This is a genomic window from Klebsiella sp. Q2 (genome assembly GCF_009900705.1).
Taxonomy (GTDB): Bacteria; Pseudomonadota; Gammaproteobacteria; order Enterobacterales; family Enterobacteriaceae; genus Klebsiella; species Klebsiella quasipneumoniae.
The window spans coordinates 18,194-37,190 of the sequence record NZ_JAAABE010000006.1 but is presented as its reverse complement, the minus strand read 5'-3'; the positions used below and the strand labels follow the sequence as shown (position 1 = coordinate 37,190).

Here is an 18,997-nt window from a genome sequence, read left to right as displayed (position 1 = left end):
CACTAAAAAAAATACGTCACCCTTTATCGTTTGGATTGAGGGCCGCTGTCAACCGTTGTTGCACTTCTTGTTGCAGCTCATTATTAAGGGCACGCCGGTCGGCGGTAGCGATTATAAATAAATCTTCTACTCGCTCACCAATTGTCGTAATTCGCGCCCCGTGAAGCGAAATTCCGAGGTCGGCGAATACCTGACCGACACGGGCGAGCAGCCCGGGCTGGTCAAGGGCTATCAGCTCGAGAAACGATTTCCGATCGGTATGGGTCGGCAGGAAATTTACCTCGGTGTCCACCGAGAAATGACGCAGTTTTGCCGCCTGACGACGGGGCGCCGGGGGTTCCCAACTGCGCTGCGTGATAGTCTGTTCCAGACCCTGGCGGATCGCTTCGTGGCGATCGGCGGACAGCGGACTGCCGTCGGGTTCGAGGACAATAAAGGTGTCCATCGCCATGCCGTCGCGGGTGGTGAAGATCTGCGCATCGTGGACGCTGAGGTTGCGACGGTCCAGTTCGCCACACACCGCGGCGAACAGGTAAGGGCGATCCGGGCTCCAGATAAAAATCTCCGTTCCGCCGCGGGTGGCCTGCGAGCTCAGGAGGATCATCGGCTTATTCAGATTGTGGCGCAGCAGGTTGCGGGCGTGCCAGGCGAGCTGCGTCGGCGTATGTCGCACGAAATAGTTGGCGCGGCAGCGGTTCCAGATCTGATGCAGCGCCTCTTCATTAATATTGTCCATCCGCAGCAGGGCCAGCGCCTGCAACTGATGGTGACGCACGCGTTCGCGCATGTCCGGGGTGCTTTGCATGCCGCGACGCAGCTGTTTTTCAGTGGCGAAATAGAGTTCGCGCAGCAGGCTCTGCTTCCAGCTGTTCCACAGGGTTTCGTTGGTGGCGCAGATATCGGCGACGGTCAGACACACCAGATAGCGCAGGCGATTTTCCGTTTGCACCTCCTCGGCGAACTGCTTAATCACCTCCGGATCCTGAATATCGCGCCGCTGGGCGGTGACCGACATCAGCAAGTGGTGACGCACCAGCCAGGCGACCAGCTGCGTTTCCCGGGAGTTCAGCCCGTGCAGCTCGGCAAACTTCAGCACATCCTGCGCGCCGAGGATCGAGTGGTCGCCGCCGCGCCCTTTGGCGATGTCGTGGAACAGGGCGGCGATTAAAATCAGCTCCGGGTGCGTTAAGCGCGGCCATAGCTCCACGCACAGCGGGTGGCGGCTACGAGTCTCTTCTTTAGCAAAACTCTCCAGCTTGAGCATCACGCGGATGGTGTGTTCATCGACGGTATAGGCGTGAAACAGGTCGAACTGCATCTGGCCGACGATATGGGACCACTGCGGCATATAGGCCCACAGCACGCTGTGACGATGCATCGGCAGCAGTCCGCGACTCACTGCTCCCTGATGGCGCAGCATGCTGAGAAAGAGCGTGCGCGCCTCCGGGATATAGCACAGCGGCTGGGTCAGATGGCGGCGGGCGTGACGCAGATGGCGCAACGTCGTGGAGTAGATGCCGGTGATGGTGCTGTTGCGCACCATAATATAAAACATGCGCAGAATGGCCTGCGGCTCGCGAATAAACAGCGTATCGTCACGCAGATCGATCAGCGTGCCGCGCAGCTGGAAGTCATCATCGATCGGGCGCGGTTTTTCATCCTCGGTCAGCGCAAGGATGGCCTCTTCAAACAGCTGCAGCAGCATCTGATTCAGCTCGCTCACCCGGCGGGTGACGCGGAAGAAGTCCTTCATCATATGCTCAATCGGCTGGTTGCCGTCGCCTTCATAGCCGAGCCGGCGGGCGACGCTGAGCTGGCGGTCGAAAAGCAGGCGGTTGTCATAGCGAGTGAGTTCGAGATGCAGCGCGAAGCGGATACGCCACAGTTGATGCAGACACTCGTTGAGCTCATTGCGCTCGGCTTCGGTCAGAAAACCGAAGCCGACCATCTCATCCATTGAGGTGGCGCCGAAATGGCGGCGAGCCACCCACTGTAGCGTATGGATATCGCGCAGGCCGCCGGGGCTGCTTTTCACGTCCGGCTCGAGGTTATAGCTGGTGCCGTGATAACGCTGATGACGGACGTTCTGCTCTTCGACCTTGGCGGCGAAGAACTTTTCTGATGGCCAGAAGCCGTCGCTAAAAATATGTTTTTGCAGCTCAAGGAACAGCGCGACGTCGCCGATCAGCAGGCGCGATTCGATTAAGTTCGTGGCGACGGTGAGATCTGAAAGCCCTTCCAGTAAACACTCTTCGAGAGTGCGTACGCTATGGCCTACCTCCAGTTTGACGTCCCACAGCAGCGTCAGCAGTTCGCCGACCTTTTGCGCCTGGTCGTCCGGCAGCTTTTTGCGGCTGAGGATCAGCAGATCGACGTCAGAAAGCGGATGCAGCTCGCCGCGGCCATAGCCGCCGACGGCCACCAGCGCCAGGTCGCAGACGGATTCGAATCCACTGGCGATCCACAACCGCTGCAGCAGCTGGTCGATAAATTCGGTGCGCGCCGCAATGAGCAGCTCCGCGGCGATACCGGCGTCAAACGCCTCGCCCAGCCAGTGCTGAAAGGTATCGATGTGCGCCTTTATTGCAGCACAGTTCAGATCGCCCTGCGGCCAGCTCACCGGATGTTCCGGCGGGATGGGCAGAAGAGGGGAGGCTGTGTCAGGTAATGAGTTGCTCATCGCGTCACCATAAGAAAAAACTATCTAATAAAAAAGCCGGCGGGCGCCGGCTTTTCATCATTCATCGTGCGAGATTATCGCCGGGATGGTGTCATCCTTACGTAGCGTCAGAATTTCGCAGCCGTTGTCTGTCACCACAATAGTATGCTCATACTGTGCAGACAAGCTCCGGTCTTTAGTTTTCACCGTCCAGCCGTCTTTCATGCTGCGGATCTCTTTTTTACCGGCGTTGACCATCGGCTCGATGGTAAAGGTCATGCCTGGTTTGAGCACGACGTTGGTTTCCGGCGAGTCGTAGTGCAGCACCTGCGGCTCTTCATGGAAGCCGCGGCCGATGCCATGACCGCAGTATTCGCGAACCACGGAGAATCCTTCCGCTTCCACATATTTCTGGATCGCCGCGCCGATGGTGCGCAGATTGATGCCCGGCTTCACCATCTTCAGCGCCAGGTACAGGCTTTCCTGAGTGATGCGGCACAGGCGCTCGCCGAGAATCGTCGGTTTGCCGACGATAAACATTTTGGAGGTATCGCCATGGAAATCATCTTTAATGACGGTCACGTCGATATTCACGATATCGCCATCTTTCAGCAGTTTGCCGTCGTCAGGGATACCGTGACAGACCACTTCGTTGACCGAAATGCAGACGGATTTCGGATAGCCGTGATAGCCGAGACAGGCGGAAATGGCCTTCTGCTCGTTAACGATATAGTCGTTACAGATACGGTCCAGTTCGCCAGTGCTGACGCCCGGCTTAACCCAGGGTTCGATCATTTCCAGCACTTCAGCGGCCAGGCGACCGGCAACGCGCATTTTTTCAATATCTTCAGATGTCTTAATAGAGATAGCCATGGAGTATGTCCAGCAGTGTCGATATTTTCGACAATAATAGAGTAAGTCCTGTCAATGGTAACAGTCCGGGCAGGCTGGTGCCAAACTGAGAATCATTAACAGCACGCGACGTCAACAAGAGTTGGTGTCTGGGTGGATTTTGTGGTATAAAGCGCGCCGGACTTCCGATCCATCTCAGATACACAGGATGGACGGGAGCGACAAATCTCACTTTGTGTAACAACACACACGTATCGGCACATATTCCGGGGTGCCCTTTGGGGTCGGTAATATGGGATACGTGGAGGCATAACCCCAATTTAATCTATAGAGGTTTTAAACATGGCAACTGTTTCCATGCGCGACATGCTCAAGGCTGGTGTTCACTTCGGTCACCAGACCCGTTACTGGAACCCGAAAATGAAGCCGTTCATCTTCGGTGCGCGTAACAAAGTTCACATCATCAACCTTGAGAAAACCGTACCGATGTTCAACGACGCTCTGGCTGAACTGAACAAGATCGCTGCTCGTAAAGGTAAAATCCTTTTCGTTGGTACTAAGCGCGCTGCAAGCGAAGCGGTAAAAGACGCTGCTCTGAGCTGCGACCAGTTCTTCGTGAACCATCGCTGGCTGGGCGGTATGCTGACTAACTGGAAAACCGTTCGTCAGTCCATCAAACGTCTGAAAGACCTGGAAACTCAGTCCCAGGACGGTACTTTCGACAAGCTGACCAAGAAAGAAGCGCTGATGCGTACTCGTGAGCTGGACAAGCTGGAAAACAGCCTGGGCGGTATCAAAGACATGGGCGGCCTGCCGGACGCACTGTTCGTAATCGACGCTGACCACGAGCACATCGCTATCAAAGAAGCAAACAACCTGGGCATCCCGGTATTTGCTATCGTTGATACCAACTCTGATCCGGACGGCGTAGACTTCGTTATCCCGGGTAACGACGATGCAATCCGCGCAGTAAGCCTGTACCTGGGCGCTGTTGCTGCTACCGTTCGTGAAGGTCGCTCTCAGGACCTGGCTTCTCAGGCGGAAGAAAGCTTCGTAGAAGCTGAATAATAAGGTTTAAGCCCTTATTAGTACCGTGTATGAATAGGGGCCCATTATCGGCCCCTTTTTTCAATTTACGCTGTTTGGCCGTTGGCCGGGCAGTATCCACATCTCCCGAGGATTTTAGAATGGCTGAAATTACCGCTTCCCTGGTAAAAGAGCTGCGCGAACGTACTGGCGCAGGCATGATGGATTGCAAAAAAGCGCTGACTGAAGCGAATGGCGACATCGAGCTGGCAATCGAAAACATGCGTAAATCCGGCGCGATCAAAGCGGCGAAGAAAGCAGGCAACGTGGCTGCTGACGGCGTGATCAAAACCAAAATCGAAGGCAACTACGGTTACATTCTGGAAGTTAACTGCCAGACTGACTTCGTTGCTAAAGATGGTGGTTTCCAGGCATTTGCTGACAAAGTACTGGACGCCGCTGTTGCGGGTAAAATCTCCGACGTTGAAGTTCTGAAAGCGCAGTTCGAAGAAGAACGTGTTGCCCTGGTTGCTAAAATCGGTGAGAACATCAACATCCGTCGTATCGCTGTTCTGGAAGGCGACGTTCTGGGCAGCTACCAGCACGGTGCGCGCATCGGCGTTCTGGTTGCCGCTAAAGGCGCTGACGAAGAGCTGGTTAAGCAGCTGGCAATGCACGTTGCTGCAAGCAAGCCGGAATTCGTTAAGCCGGAAGACGTGTCTGCTGAAGTGGTAGAGAAAGAGTACCAGGTTCAGCTGGACATCGCGATGCAGTCCGGTAAGCCGAAAGAAATCGCAGAGAAAATGGTTGAAGGCCGCATGAAGAAATTCACCGGCGAAGTTTCTCTGACTGGTCAGCCTTTCGTCATGGAGCCGAGCAAATCTGTTGGTCAGCTGCTGAAAGAGCACAACGCTGACGTGACTGGCTTCATCCGCTTTGAAGTGGGCGAAGGCATCGAGAAAGTTGAGACTGACTTTGCAGCAGAAGTTGCTGCGATGTCCAAGCAGTCTTAATTTTTACAAGGAGCCGCCTGAGGGCGGCTTCTTTTTGCGCCCATTTTGTAAATTCAGCCAACTGCTTATAGTGACCGCGCTGAAATGCGACATACAATGTCGCCGGAATTCTCACATCTCATTCGTTGACAGTCTCAGGAAAGAAACATGGCTACCAATGCAAAACCCGTCTACAAACGTATTCTGCTGAAATTAAGTGGCGAAGCGCTGCAGGGCTCAGAAGGCTTCGGTATTGATGCAAGCATACTTGACCGCATGGCTCAGGAGATCAAAGAGCTGGTTGAGCTGGGTATTCAGGTTGGCGTAGTAATTGGTGGCGGTAACCTGTTCCGTGGTGCTGGTCTGGCGAAAGCGGGTATGAACCGCGTTGTGGGCGACCACATGGGCATGCTGGCAACGGTTATGAATGGCCTCGCGATGCGCGATGCGCTCCACCGCGCCTATGTGAACGCTCGTCTGATGTCCGCCATTCCGCTGAACGGCGTGTGCGACAACTACAGCTGGGCAGAGGCGATCAGCCTGCTGCGCAACAACCGCGTGGTGATCCTTTCCGCGGGTACCGGCAACCCGTTCTTTACCACCGATTCCGCAGCCTGCCTGCGCGGTATTGAAATTGAAGCCGATGTGGTGCTGAAAGCCACCAAGGTTGACGGCGTATTCACCGCTGATCCGGCCAAAGATCCTTCCGCCACGATGTACGATCAGCTGACCTACAGCGAAGTGCTGGAAAAAGAGCTGAAAGTGATGGATCTCGCGGCCTTCACCCTGGCGCGTGACCATAAATTGCCGATTCGCGTCTTCAACATGAACAAACCTGGCGCCCTGCGTCGCGTGGTGATGGGCGAAAAAGAAGGCACATTGATCACGGAATAATTCCCGTCAGCGCCAAATCCGGGTAATATTCCGCTTTACTTTCGCGGGGATATTACCCGGTGATTTTCATTAAATCTGACTATACTTAGCTCATTTTCCGACGGGTGCCCCGTCTGGTCTGACTGAGACAAGCTTTCAAGGATTCGTAACGTGATTAGCGATATCAGAAAAGATGCTGAAATCCGCATGGAAAAATGCGTCGAAGCATTCAAAAACCAAATCAGCAAAATTCGCACGGGTCGTGCTTCTCCGAGCCTGCTGGACGGGATTGTTGTTGAATACTACGGTACGCCGACCCCGCTGCGCCAGCTGGCCAGCGTCACCGTCGAAGACTCCCGTACCCTGAAAATCAACGTCTTTGACCGTTCTATGTCCGCGGCCGTTGAAAAAGCGATCATGGCGTCCGACCTCGGTCTGAACCCAAGCTCTGCCGGCAGCGATATTCGTGTTCCGCTGCCGCCGCTGACCGAAGAGCGTCGTAAAGATCTGACCAAGATCGTACGTGGTGAAGCTGAGCAGGCGCGCGTTGCCGTACGTAACGTTCGCCGCGACGCCAACGACAAAGTCAAAGCGCTGCTGAAAGAGAAAGAGATCAGCGAAGATGACGATCGCCGTTCTCAGGACGACGTGCAGAAAATGACTGACGCCGCCATCAAGAAAGTTGACGCGGCGCTGGCAGACAAAGAAGCAGAACTGATGCAGTTCTGATGCTCTGCCCTTACTCGGGCCTGACAGCGTCTGGTCTGAGTAAAATCCGAAACGCCGTACAGAAGACTGTACGCTCAATTCTCGGGATTGCGTTGCGACCGCTGGCCTTGTAGCCTTTAGCGCTAAGTTGAAGGCCTAATGCCGCCGTCTTATCCCTGATAATTGCTGCGTAGGGGCTTGCTGGCGGCGTTTTGCTTTTTATTCTGTTTCCACTCTTCTGGACGTCTCATGAAGCAATTAACCGTTCTCGGTTCGACCGGCTCCATTGGCTGTAGCACGCTGGACGTGGTGCGCCATAATCCCGGTCGCTTTTCCGTCGCCGCGCTGGTCGCGGGGAAAAACGTTGACCGTATGGTTGAACAATGCCTTGAATTTACCCCCCGTTACGCCGTGATGGACGATGCGCAAAGCGCTGAGCGATTGCGCACCCGTCTGCAGGAACATGGCTGCCGTACCGAGGTGCTGAGCGGCCAGCAGGCGGCGGCAGAGGTCGCAGCGCTGGAGGAGGTCGATCAGGTGATGGCGGCTATCGTCGGCGCGGCGGGGCTGGTGCCGACGCTGGCGGCGATCCGCGCCGGGAAAACGGTGTTGTTAGCGAATAAAGAGTCGCTGGTGACCTGCGGTCGCTTGTTCATGGAGGCGGTTCAACGGTCGGGGGCGCGATTGCTGCCGGTCGATAGCGAACATAACGCGATTTTTCAGAGTATGCCGGAGACAATTCAGCAGCATCTGGGATACGCTGACCTGGCGCAGAATGGCGTTTCATCCATCCTGCTGACCGGCTCGGGCGGGCCTTTCCGTGAGACAGCGGTAGCTGAACTGGCGGCGATGACGCCGGATCAGGCCTGCCGTCATCCTAACTGGTCGATGGGACGCAAGATCTCCGTTGACTCCGCTACGATGATGAACAAAGGCCTGGAATATATTGAAGCGCGTTGGCTGTTTAACGCCTCGGCCCGGCAGATGGAGGTTCTTATCCATCCGCAGTCGGTGATCCACTCGATGGTTCGCTATCAGGACGGCAGTGTGCTGGCGCAGCTTGGGGAGCCGGATATGCGCACGCCGATCGCCCATACCATGGGCTGGCCGCAGCGGCTGAACTCCGGCGCTAAGCCGCTGGACTTCTGCCAGCTGAGCAATCTGAGCTTCTCCGCGCCAGACTATACGCGGTATCCGTGCCTGAAGCTGGCGATGGAGGCGTTTGACGTCGGCCAGGCGGCGACCACCACGCTGAATGCGGCCAATGAAGAGTCGGTTGCCGCGTTTCTGCATGGCGATATCCGCTTTACCGATATTGCGGCGGTTAACCAGACTGTGCTGGATAAGATGAACCTGCAGGAGCCGCAAAGCATTGATGACGTTCTGGTTATCGACGCTGAGGCCCGCGCGGTTGCTCATCAACAGCTGAAACGGTTGGTCACCCAGGCGTAACGCGGTGATATTTGTGGGCGCAAAGCTTCAGTGATATAGTCTGCGCCACCCGATCGTTGCATTTTGTTGTTAAAGATTACGGTGGCCGTGGCAAAACACGGCTTTTTTGCGTAAAGCTTTTGGTTGTTCTCTGCGATTGGCTGCAGCCCCGGCACCGGATAAAAATGCGTATCCAGCGCGGCCCGGTGGCCTCTGTTTGGTGGCTAGTTAATCCTTATTATGGACTTAAAACGCGTGATGTTGTCTGCTAATCAAACTGTCAGCGAAATATCGCCCACACATGGCTGCCGTCATGTCGCCATTATTATGGATGGCAACGGCCGTTGGGCGAAACGGCAAGGTAAAATTCGCGCTTTCGGGCACAAGGCCGGTGCGAAATCCGTGCGTCGCGCGGTCTCTTTCGCGGCGAATAATGGGATTGAGGCGTTAACGTTATACGCGTTCAGCAGCGAAAACTGGAACCGTCCGGCTCAGGAAGTCAGTGCGCTGATGGAGCTGTTCGTCTGGGCGCTGGATAGCGAAGTCAAAAGCCTGCACCGACACAATGTGCGTTTGCGGATTATTGGCGACACCACGCGCTTCAATGCGCGCCTGCAGGAGCGTATCCGCAAAGCGGAAGCGCTGACCGCGAACAATACCGGCTTAACGCTGAATATTGCGGCCAATTATGGCGGTCGCTGGGATATTACCCAGGGCGTTCGTTTGCTGGCGAAACAGGTACAGGACGGGACGCTGCTGCCTGAGCAGATCACGGAAGACATGCTGAGTCAGCAGGTCTGCATGCATGAACTGGCTCCCGTAGATTTAGTTATTAGGACCGGGGGAGAGCACCGAATAAGTAATTTTCTGATTTGGCAAATTGCCTATGCCGAACTTTACTTTACGGATGTTCTTTGGCCCGATTTTGCTGAACAGGACTTTGAAGGTGCACTCCATGCCTTTGTTAATCGAGAGCGTCGTTTCGGCGGCACTGAGCCGGGTGGCAGTCATGCCTGATGGGGGTCACTTTTGCTGAAGTATCGCCTGATATCTGCTTTCGTCTTAATCCCCGTCGTCATTGCGGCGCTGTTTTTATTGCCGCCTATGGGATTTGCTATCGTGACCCTGGTGGTCTGTATGCTCGCCGCATGGGAGTGGGGGCAACTGAGTGGTTTCACCTCGACGTCGCAGCGGGTCTGGCTGGCGGTGTTGTGCGGCCTTCTGCTGGCGGCGATGCTGTTTCTGCTGCCGGAATACCATTATGACGTTCATCAACCGATGGTTGAAGGCTCGCTGTGGGCCTCTTTCGTCTGGTGGATCGTCGCGCTGCTGCTGGTGCTCTCTTATCCGGCGTCGGCGGCATTCTGGCGTCACTCTAAAGTGCTGCGCCTCATCTTCGGTATCCTGACCATTGTCCCGTTTTTCTGGGGCATGCTGGCGCTACGCGCCTGGCACTATACCGATAACCATTACAGCGGTGCGCTGTGGCTCCTGTACGTGATGATTCTGGTCTGGGGCGCGGATTCCGGCGCCTATATGTTTGGCAAAATGTTTGGCAAGCACAAGCTGGCGCCGAAGGTTTCGCCGGGAAAAACCTGGCAGGGCTTTTTTGGCGGTTTGCTGACCGCGGCGGTGATCTCCTGGGCCTACGGGGTGTGGGCCCATCTTGACGTTACGCCAACGGTGCTGCTGGTCTGTTCGGTGGTAGCCGCCCTGGCTTCGGTGCTGGGCGATCTGACGGAAAGTATGTTTAAGCGCGAGGCCGGCATTAAGGACAGCGGGCACTTGATTCCCGGACACGGCGGTATTCTCGATCGTATCGACAGCCTGACGGCGGCGGTGCCGGTCTTCGCCTGTCTGCTACTGTTGGTCTTCAGGACGATTTGACGGAAGGTGATATGCTGAGCGTGCTCTGGAATCTGGCAGCTTTTATCATTGCGCTTGGCGTACTGATTACGGTGCATGAGTTTGGCCATTTTTGGGTAGCGCGTCGCTGCGGTATCCGGGTTGAGCGTTTTTCTATCGGCTTCGGCAAAGCGCTGTGGCGGCGGATGGATAAGCAGGGTACGGAGTTCGTCATTGCCCTGATCCCGCTGGGCGGCTACGTCAAGATGCTGGATGAGCGTGTTGAAGCGGTGGCGCCGGAGATGCGCCACTATGCGTTCAATAATAAAACCGTCGGCCAGCGCGCGGCGGTGATTGCCGCCGGTCCCATCGCTAACTTCCTTTTCGCTATCTTTGCCTACTGGCTGGTCTTCATCATCGGCGTTCCTGGGGTCCGTCCGGTAGTGGGTGAAATAACGCCCAATTCGGTTGCCGCGCAAGCACAAATTGCAAAAGGAACGGAACTTAAAGCGATAGATGGTATCGAAACGCCTGATTGGGATGCGGTGCGTCTGCAGCTGGTGGCCAAAATCGGCAACCCGCAAACAATACTTACCGTCGCCCCTTTCGGGACTAATCAGCGCCAGGATAAAATCGTCGATCTGCGGCACTGGGCGTTTGAGCCAGACAAGCAAGATCCCGTCACGTCGCTGGGGATCCAGCCGCGCAGCGCGCAGATTGATACAGTGCTGGCGGAGGTCCAGGCGGGCTCGGCAGCGCAGAAAGCAGGTTTGCAAGCGGGCGACCGGATCGTTAAAGTCGATGGTCAACCGTTAACGCAGTGGATGACGTTTGTTAATCTGGTGCGCGATAATCCGGGCAAAGCGCTGGCGCTGGAGATTGAACGGCAGGGGAGTGCGCTGCCGTTAACCCTGACGCCGGATGCAAAAACGGTGAAAGGTAAGGCAGAAGGGTTTGCAGGGGTGGTGCCAAAGGTCATCCCGCTGCCTGAAGAATACAAGACAGTACGTCAGTACGGACCGTTTGCCGCCATCGCTGAAGCCACGGATAAAACCTGGCAGCTGATGTCACTGACGGTCAGGATGCTGGGTAAATTGATAACCGGTGATGTCAAACTGAACAACCTCAGTGGGCCGATCTCTATCGCTCAGGGGGCTGGAATGTCAGCGGAGTTTGGGTTGATTTATTATCTGATGTTCCTTGCGCTGATTAGCGTGAACCTCGGAATCATCAACCTGTTCCCACTACCCGTACTGGATGGGGGACATCTGCTGTTTTTGGCGATTGAAAAGCTGAAGGGCGGGCCGGTATCCGAGCGAGTTCAAGACTTTAGTTATCGCATTGGCTCAATACTGCTGGTGCTGTTAATGGGGCTTGCACTTTTCAATGATTTCTCTCGGTTATAAGAGAGTTTGTTAGGAAGAACGCATAATAACGATGGCGATGAAAAAGTTGCTCATAGCGTCGCTGCTGTTTAGCAGCGCGACTGTATACGGTGCTGAAGGGTTCGTGGTGAAGGACATTCATTTCGAAGGCTTGCAGCGTGTCGCTGTTGGTGCGGCCCTCCTCAGTATGCCAGTGCGTCCTGGCGATACGGTGACCGACGATGATATCAGTAACACTATTCGCGCGCTGTTTGCCACTGGCAACTTCGAGGACGTCCGCGTCCTGCGCGATGGTGATACCCTGCTGGTGCAGGTGAAAGAGCGTCCGACGATCGCCAGCATCACCTTCTCCGGCAACAAGTCGGTGAAAGATGACATGCTCAAGCAGAACCTTGAGGCCTCTGGCGTTCGGGTGGGCGAGTCGCTTGACCGCACGACCATCGCGGATATCGAGAAGGGCCTCGAGGATTTCTACTACAGCGTCGGTAAATACAGCGCCAGCGTCAAAGCGGTCGTTACCCCGCTGCCGCGTAACCGTGTCGACCTGAAACTGGTCTTCCAGGAAGGCGTCTCCGCTAAAATTCAGCAGATCAACATCGTCGGCAACCATGCGTTTTCGACTGATGAGCTGATCTCCCACTTCCAGCTGCGCGATGAAGTGCCGTGGTGGAACGTGGTCGGCGACCGTAAATACCAGAAGCAGAAACTGGCGGGCGACCTTGAAACCCTGCGCAGCTACTACCTGGATCGCGGCTATGCCCGTTTCAACATCGATTCTACCCAGGTCAGCCTGACGCCGGATAAGAAAGGGATCTATATCACCGTCAACATCACCGAAGGCGATCAGTACAAGTTTTCCGGGGTACAGGTGACGGGCAACCTCGCCGGCCATTCCGCGGAAATCGAAGCGCTGACCAAAGTCGAGCCGGGTGAACTGTATAACGGCGCGAAAGTGACCAAGATGGAAAACGACATCAAGAAACTGTTGGGTCGTTATGGTTACGCCTACCCGCGGGTACAGTCGCAGCCGGAGATCAACGACAGCGATAAAACCGTTAAGCTGCACGTCAACGTCGACGCGGGCAACCGCTATTACGTGCGTAAAATTCGCTTCGAAGGCAATGACACCTCCAAAGACGCCGTTCTGCGCCGCGAAATGCGCCAGATGGAAGGCGCTTGGCTGGGCAGCGACCTCGTCGATCAGGGTAAAGACCGTCTCAACCGTTTAGGCTTCTTCGAAACGGTCGATACCGATACCCAGCGCGTACCAGGCAGCCCGGACCAGGTCGACGTAGTCTACAAGGTGAAAGAGCGTAACACCGGTAGCTTCAACTTCGGTATCGGTTACGGTACCGAGAGCGGCGTCAGCTTCCAGGCGGGCGTTCAGCAGGATAACTGGTTAGGTACTGGCTATGCTGTCGGGATCAACGGCACCAAAAACGACTACCAGACCTATACCGAGCTGTCGGTGACCAACCCGTACTTCACCGTAGACGGTGTGAGCCTCGGCGGTCGTATCTTCTATAATGACTTTGACGCGAACGATGCGGATCTGTCTGACTATACCAACAAAAGCTATGGTACAGACGTCACGCTGGGCTTCCCGGTCAACGAATACAACACGCTGCGCGCGGGCGTCGGGTATGTGCATAACTCCCTGTCCAATATGCAGCCGCAGGTGGCGATGTGGCGTTACCTGAACTCGATGGGCCAGTATCCGGACAACACCAACGACCGGAACTCGTTCAGTGCGAATGACTTCACCTTCAACTACGGTTGGACCTATAACAAGCTTGACCGCGGCTTCTTCCCAACCGAAGGTTCGCGCGTCAACCTGAACGGTAAAGTGACCATTCCGGGTTCGGACAACGAATACTACAAAGCGACGTTGGATACCGCCACCTATGTGCCGATCGACAACGATCATGAATGGGTGGTGCTGGGTCGTACCCGCTTTGGCTATGGCGATGGTATCGGCGGCAAAGAGATGCCGTTCTATGAGAACTTCTATGCCGGTGGTTCCAGCACCGTGCGTGGCTTCCAGTCGAACACCATTGGTCCGAAGGCGGTGTACTTCCCGTCGAGCAGCCGTCATGATGGCGACAGCGGCTATACCAACGACTGTAAGAGCACCGAATCCGCACCGTGTAAATCCGATGATGCGGTGGGCGGTAACGCCATGGCGGTGGCCAGCCTGGAGCTGATTACCCCGACGCCGTTTATTAGTGACAAATATGCGAACTCGGTCCGGACTTCCTTCTTCTGGGATATGGGTACCGTATGGGATACTCACTGGGATTCGAACGCGTACGCTGGATATCCGGATTACAGCGATCCGAGCAACATCCGTATGTCTGCGGGTATTGCCGTGCAGTGGATGTCGCCGTTGGGGCCGTTGGTCTTCTCCTACGCCCAACCGTTCAAAAAGTACGATGGAGACAAAGCCGAACAGTTCCAGTTTAACATTGGTAAAACCTGGTAATTGTTGGCGGCAACGGAATGCAAGTGCAGTATAGCGCTGACCGTAGGCGATAACGCGTTTATCGCCTCGCCACGCAAATAACGGTACCCCTGGGTACTCATGGGATGGTAAGGAGTTTATTGTGAAAAAGTGGTTATTAGCTGCAGGTCTGGGTTTGGCAATGGTAACTTCCGCTCAGGCGGCAGATAAAATTGCCCTGGTGAACATGAACAGCCTGTTCCAACAGGTTGCCCAGAAAACTGGCGTTTCCAACACGCTGGAAAACGAGTTCAAAGGCCGCGCTAGCGAACTGCAGCGTATGGAAGGCGACCTGCAGTCTAAAATGCAGCGTCTGCAGTCCATGAAGCCGGGCGCCGATCGTACCAAACTGGAAAAAGACGTGATGGCTCAGCGCCAGACCTTCTCCCAGAAAGCGCAGGCGTTTGAACAGGATCGCGCTCGTCGTTCCAACGAAGAGCGTGGCAAACTGGTGACCCGTATCCAGACTGCCGTACAGAGCGTAGCGAAAGATCAGAGCATCGATCTGGTGGTTGACGCGAATGCCGTTGCATACAACAGCAGCGATGTAAAAGACATCACCGCTGATGTGCTGAAACAGGTTAAATAAGTAATGCCTTCAATTCGACTGGCTGATCTCGCGCAGCAGTTGGATGCAGAATTACACGGTGATGGCGATATCGTCATCACCGGCGTTGCGTCCATGCAGAGCGCGAAAACGGGCCAAATCACTTTCATGGTCAACCCTAAGTACCGTGAGCACCTGGCCGCTTGCCAGGCTTCTGCCGTTGTGATGACGCAGGATGATTTGCCTTTTGCCCATAGCGCCGCGCTGGTAGTGCGTAATCCCTACCTGACCTATGCGCGCATGGCTCAAATTCTGGATACCACGCCGCAGCCGGCACAGGATATCGCGCCGAGCGCGGTTATCGATCCGACGGCGAAGCTGGGTAGCAACGTTGCCATCGGCGCCAACGCCGTTATCGAATCCGGGGTAGAGCTGGGCGATAACGTGGTCATCGGCGCAGGCTGCTTCGTTGGGAAAAATACGAAAATAGGCGCCGGCTCGCGTCTGTGGGCCAATGTGACCGTTTACCATGAGATTGAGATCGGCGAGAATTGCCTGATCCAGTCCAGCACGGTGATCGGCGCGGATGGTTTCGGCTACGCCAACGATCGCGGCAACTGGGTGAAGATCCCGCAGCTGGGTCGCGTCATTATTGGCGATCGCGTGGAGATCGGCGCCTGCACCACAATTGACCGCGGCGCGCTGGACGATACCGTGATTGGCAACGGGGTTATCATCGATAACCAGTGCCAGATTGCACATAACGTGGTGATTGGCGACAATACCGCGGTTGCCGGCGGCGTTATCATGGCAGGCAGCCTGAAAATCGGCCGCTACTGCATGATTGGCGGCGCCAGCGTGATTAACGGCCATATGGAAATCTGCGATAAGGTCACCGTCACGGGGATGGGGATGGTGATGCGTCCTATCAGCGAACCTGGCGTATACTCCTCCGGTATTCCGCTGCAGCCGAACAAGGCGTGGCGTAAAACCGCTGCGCTGGTGATGAATATTGACGAGATGAGCAAGCGCCTGAAAGCGATTGAGCGCAAGGTTAATCAACAAGACTAATTCATCATTTGGTCACATGACATTTCCGGCCTGTTGCATTCGCTAAAAGATTGCCGCAGGCCGTGTTATTATTGCCTTTTAGTACATTTAGACAGGAAGAGTATTTTGACTACTGACACTCATACTCTGCACATTGAAGAGATTCTGGAACTTCTGCCTCACCGTTACCCGTTCCTGCTGGTAGATCGCGTGCTGGATTTTGAAGAAGGTCGTTTTCTGCGCGCAGTAAAAAATGTTTCTGTAAACGAGCCGTTTTTCCAGGGGCATTTCCCTGGTAAGCCGATTTTGCCGGGCGTCCTGATTCTGGAAGCAATGGCGCAGGCCACCGGGATTCTGGCATTCAAAAGCGTTGGAAAACTGGAACCAGGCGAGCTGTATTACTTCGCGGGCATCGATGAAGCACGTTTCAAACGCCCGGTAGTACCAGGCGATCAGATGATTATGGAAGTCACTTTCGAGAAAACCCGCCGCGGCCTGACCCGTTTCAAAGGCGTTGCGCTGGTTGACGGTAAAGTGGTTTGCGAAGCGACGATGATGTGTGCGCGTAGCCGGGAGGCCTGATACGTGATTGATAAAACCGCTTTTGTTCATCCTACCGCCATTGTAGAAGAAGGCGCCGTGATTGGCGCTAACGTCCACATTGGTCCGTTTTGTATTGTTGGCGCCAACGTCGAAATCGGCGAAGGCACCGTACTGAAGTCTCACGTTGTCGTTAATGGCCACACCAAAATCGGCCGTGACAATGAGATCTATCAGTTCGCTTCCATCGGCGAAGTTAACCAGGATCTGAAATATGCTGGCGAACCGACCCGGGTGGAAATTGGCGATCGCAACCGCATTCGCGAAAGCGTCACCATTCATCGCGGCACAGTACAGGGCGGTGGATTAACAAAGGTGGGCAACGATAACCTGCTGATGATCAACTCCCACGTGGCGCACGATTGTACGCTTGGCGATCGCTGCATCCTGGCCAATAACGCGACGCTCGCGGGCCATGTTTCGCTGGATGATTATGTCATTATCGGCGGCATGACCGCGGTGCACCAGTTCTGCGTCATTGGCTCACATGTTATGGTTGGCGGCTGCTCCGGCGTGGCGCAGGACGTTCCGCCGTTCGTGATTGCCCAGGGCAACCATGCGACGCCATTCGGCGTCAATATCGAAGGCCTGAAACGCCGCGGCTTCAGCCGGGAAGCGATTACCGCGATCCGCAACGCGTATAAACTGCTGTACCGCAGCGGCAAGACGCTGGAAGAAGCCAAGCCGGAGATCGCCGAACTGGCGACTCAGCATCCTGAAGTCCAGCCGTTTGTCGATTTCTTCGCCCGCTCTACCCGCGGCTTGATTCGTTAATGACTGAACAGCGTCCCCTGACGATTGCCCTGGTCGCCGGAGAAACCTCCGGCGATATTCTTGGCGCCGGCCTCATCCGCGCCCTCAAAGCACGCATCCCGAATGCGCGCTTTGTCGGCGTGGCGGGACCGCTGATGCAGGCGGAAGGGTGTGAAGCCTGGTACGAAATGGAAGAGCTGGCGGTGATGGGTATTGTTGAAGTGCTCGGTCGCCTGCGTCGCTTACTCCATATTCGCGCCGATTTGACCCGCCGCTTCGGCGAGCTGCGTCCCGACGTCTTCGTCGGCATCGACGCCCCTGATTTCAATATTACCCTCGAAGGGAATCTGAAAAAGCAGGGCATCAAAACCATTCACTACGTCAGCCCGTCGGTCTGGGCCTGGCGACAAAAACGCGTTTTCAAAATCGGCAGATCCACCAATCTGGTGCTGGCCTTTCTGCCTTTCGAAAAAGCGTTTTATGACAAATTTAACGTTCCCTGCCGTTTTATCGGCCATACCATGGCGGATGCGATGCCGCTGGATCCTGACAAAGGCGCCGCGCGCGATCGGTTAGGGATCCCGCACGACGTGCGTTGCCTGGCGCTGTTGCCCGGTAGCCGCGGCGCAGAAGTCGAAATGCTCAGCGCGGACTTTCTGAAAACCGCTCAGCTTCTGCGGGCTAGCTATCCCGATCTGCAGGTGGTGGTGCCGCTGGTTAATGCCAAACGGCGGGAGCAGTTTGAGCGAATTAAAGCTGAGACGGCGCCGGATATGATCGTCCATATGCTGGACGGTCAGGCGCGCGATGCGATGATCGCCAGCGACGCCGCGCTGCTGGCCTCCGGGACGGCGGCGCTGGAGTGTATGCTGGCGAAATGCCCGATGGTGGTTGGCTATCGCATGAAGCCGTTCACCTTCTGGCTGGCGAAGCGGTTGGTTAAAACCGACTACGTCTCGTTGCCGAACCTGCTTGCCGGGCGCGAGCTGGTTAAAGAGCTGCTGCAGGATGAGTGCGAGCCTCAGGCGCTGGCTGCCGCTCTGGAGCCGCTGCTGGCCGATGGCAAAACCAGCCATGAGATGCATGAGACATTCCGCGCGCTGCATCAGCAGATCCGCTGCAACGCCGATGAGCAGGCGGCGGATGCCGTACTGGAGTTAGCAAAACAATGATGGAGTTCGTCTATCCGCATACCCATCTGGTTGCCGGCGTCGATGAGGTCGGGCGTGGCCCCCTGGTTGGCGCGGTGGTGACCGCGGCGGTGATCCTCGATCCGGCGAAGCCGATTGTGGGTCTGAATGATTCCAAAAAACTCAGCGAGAAGCGTCGTCTGGCGCTGTTCGATGAGATTAAAGAGAAAGCGCTGTGCTGGAGCCTGGGACGCGCCGAGCCGCACGAAATCGATGAGCTGAATATCCTGCATGCCACTATGCTGGCGATGCAGCGCGCCGTCGCCGGCCTGAGCATTGTACCCGAGTTTGTTCTGATCGATGGCAACCGCTGCCCATCGCTACCGATGCCCTCCCTGGCAGTAGTCAAAGGCGACAGCCGGGTGGCAGAAATCAGCGCAGCGTCTATTCTGGCAAAAGTCACTCGTGACGCCGAAATGGCCACGCTGGACCTCGCATTTCCCCACTACGGATTTGCCCAGCATAAAGGCTATCCCACCGCTGTTCACCTGCAGAAGCTGCAGGAACACGGCGCAACAGAGCATCACCGGCGCAGTTTTGGCCCGGTGAAGCGTGCCCTGGGCCTGGCGTCCAACTAAGTCACCGG

The 18,997-nt window shown here is 55.8% G+C and carries 17 protein-coding genes; 15 read left to right on the top strand and 2 right to left on the bottom strand.

Annotated elements, in window-relative coordinates; translation table 11 throughout:
• Positions 1-16: 16 nt before the first annotated feature.
• Together glnD and map are read right to left on the bottom strand one after the other, a co-directional pair.
• Positions 17-2,680 (bottom strand): bifunctional uridylyltransferase/uridylyl-removing protein GlnD, encoded by a 2,664-nt coding sequence (glnD, locus tag GT756_RS20780; RefSeq protein WP_160125042.1) that lies wholly within the window; start codon positions 2,678-2,680, stop codon positions 17-19.
• A gap of 57 nt (positions 2,681-2,737) precedes the next feature.
• Positions 2,738-3,532, bottom strand: a complete 795-nt coding sequence (gene map / locus GT756_RS20775) for a type I methionyl aminopeptidase (protein ID WP_004204446.1) — start codon at positions 3,530-3,532, stop codon at positions 2,738-2,740.
• 321 nt (positions 3,533-3,853) lie between these two features.
• Here map and rpsB point away from each other — a divergent pair, with 321 nt between their 5' ends.
• From rpsB to rnhB, 15 genes are all read left to right on the top strand, one after another.
• Positions 3,854-4,579, top strand: a complete 726-nt coding sequence (rpsB, locus tag GT756_RS20770) for a 30S ribosomal protein S2 (protein WP_004204447.1) — start codon at positions 3,854-3,856, stop codon at positions 4,577-4,579.
• 119 nt (positions 4,580-4,698) lie between these two features.
• Positions 4,699-5,550: a translation elongation factor Ts gene (tsf, locus tag GT756_RS20765; protein WP_004151930.1), complete on the top strand. Its 852-nt coding sequence runs from the start codon at positions 4,699-4,701 to the stop codon at positions 5,548-5,550.
• A 147-nt stretch (positions 5,551-5,697) separates the two neighbouring features.
• Complete coding sequence (pyrH, locus tag GT756_RS20760) at positions 5,698-6,423, top strand: UMP kinase (protein WP_002889306.1); 726 nt, start codon at positions 5,698-5,700, stop codon at positions 6,421-6,423.
• Between the two features lie 150 nt (positions 6,424-6,573).
• On the top strand, positions 6,574-7,131 hold the full coding sequence (gene frr / locus GT756_RS20755) for a ribosome recycling factor (RefSeq protein ID WP_002889308.1): 558 nt from the start codon (positions 6,574-6,576) through the stop codon (positions 7,129-7,131).
• A 228-nt stretch (positions 7,132-7,359) separates the two neighbouring features.
• Positions 7,360-8,562, top strand: coding sequence for a 1-deoxy-D-xylulose-5-phosphate reductoisomerase (gene ispC / locus GT756_RS20750; RefSeq protein ID WP_048294195.1), 1,203 nt, complete (start codon positions 7,360-7,362; stop codon positions 8,560-8,562).
• A 237-nt stretch (positions 8,563-8,799) separates the two neighbouring features.
• The gene (ispU, locus tag GT756_RS20745) at positions 8,800-9,558 is read left to right on the top strand and encodes a (2E,6E)-farnesyl-diphosphate-specific ditrans,polycis-undecaprenyl-diphosphate synthase (protein ID WP_002889316.1); all 759 of its coding nucleotides are present in this window, start codon (positions 8,800-8,802) and stop codon (positions 9,556-9,558) included.
• Between the two features lie 12 nt (positions 9,559-9,570).
• Positions 9,571-10,428: a phosphatidate cytidylyltransferase gene (gene cdsA / locus GT756_RS20740; RefSeq protein ID WP_004204449.1), complete on the top strand. Its 858-nt coding sequence runs from the start codon at positions 9,571-9,573 to the stop codon at positions 10,426-10,428.
• A gap of 11 nt (positions 10,429-10,439) precedes the next feature.
• A complete protein-coding gene (gene rseP / locus GT756_RS20735) occupies positions 10,440-11,792 on the top strand; it encodes a sigma E protease regulator RseP (protein WP_004204451.1) in 1,353 nt (450 codons plus the stop codon).
• Between the two features lie 31 nt (positions 11,793-11,823).
• Positions 11,824-14,253 (top strand): outer membrane protein assembly factor BamA, encoded by a 2,430-nt coding sequence (gene bamA, locus GT756_RS20730; protein WP_004204452.1) that lies wholly within the window; start codon positions 11,824-11,826, stop codon positions 14,251-14,253.
• A gap of 121 nt (positions 14,254-14,374) precedes the next feature.
• Complete coding sequence (skp, locus tag GT756_RS20725) at positions 14,375-14,860, top strand: molecular chaperone Skp (protein WP_002889325.1); 486 nt, start codon at positions 14,375-14,377, stop codon at positions 14,858-14,860.
• A 3-nt stretch (positions 14,861-14,863) separates the two neighbouring features.
• Positions 14,864-15,889, top strand: coding sequence for a UDP-3-O-(3-hydroxymyristoyl)glucosamine N-acyltransferase (lpxD, locus tag GT756_RS20720; RefSeq protein ID WP_032452898.1), 1,026 nt, complete (start codon positions 14,864-14,866; stop codon positions 15,887-15,889).
• Between the two features lie 105 nt (positions 15,890-15,994).
• Complete coding sequence (gene fabZ / locus GT756_RS20715; RefSeq protein ID WP_004145858.1) at positions 15,995-16,450, top strand: 3-hydroxyacyl-ACP dehydratase FabZ; 456 nt, start codon at positions 15,995-15,997, stop codon at positions 16,448-16,450.
• Between the two features lie 3 nt (positions 16,451-16,453).
• Entirely contained in the window at positions 16,454-17,242 is a 789-nt protein-coding gene (lpxA, locus tag GT756_RS20710; RefSeq protein ID WP_151629174.1) for an acyl-ACP--UDP-N-acetylglucosamine O-acyltransferase, read from the top strand.
• Positions 17,242-18,393, top strand: a complete 1,152-nt coding sequence (gene lpxB, locus GT756_RS20705; RefSeq protein WP_160125041.1) for a lipid-A-disaccharide synthase — start codon at positions 17,242-17,244, stop codon at positions 18,391-18,393. Before lpxA ends, lpxB begins: the two co-directional genes overlap by 1 nt.
• Positions 18,390-18,989, top strand: coding sequence for a ribonuclease HII (rnhB, locus tag GT756_RS20700; protein ID WP_004204458.1), 600 nt, complete (start codon positions 18,390-18,392; stop codon positions 18,987-18,989). Before lpxB ends, rnhB begins: the two co-directional genes overlap by 4 nt.
• Positions 18,990-18,997 lie beyond the last annotated feature (8 nt).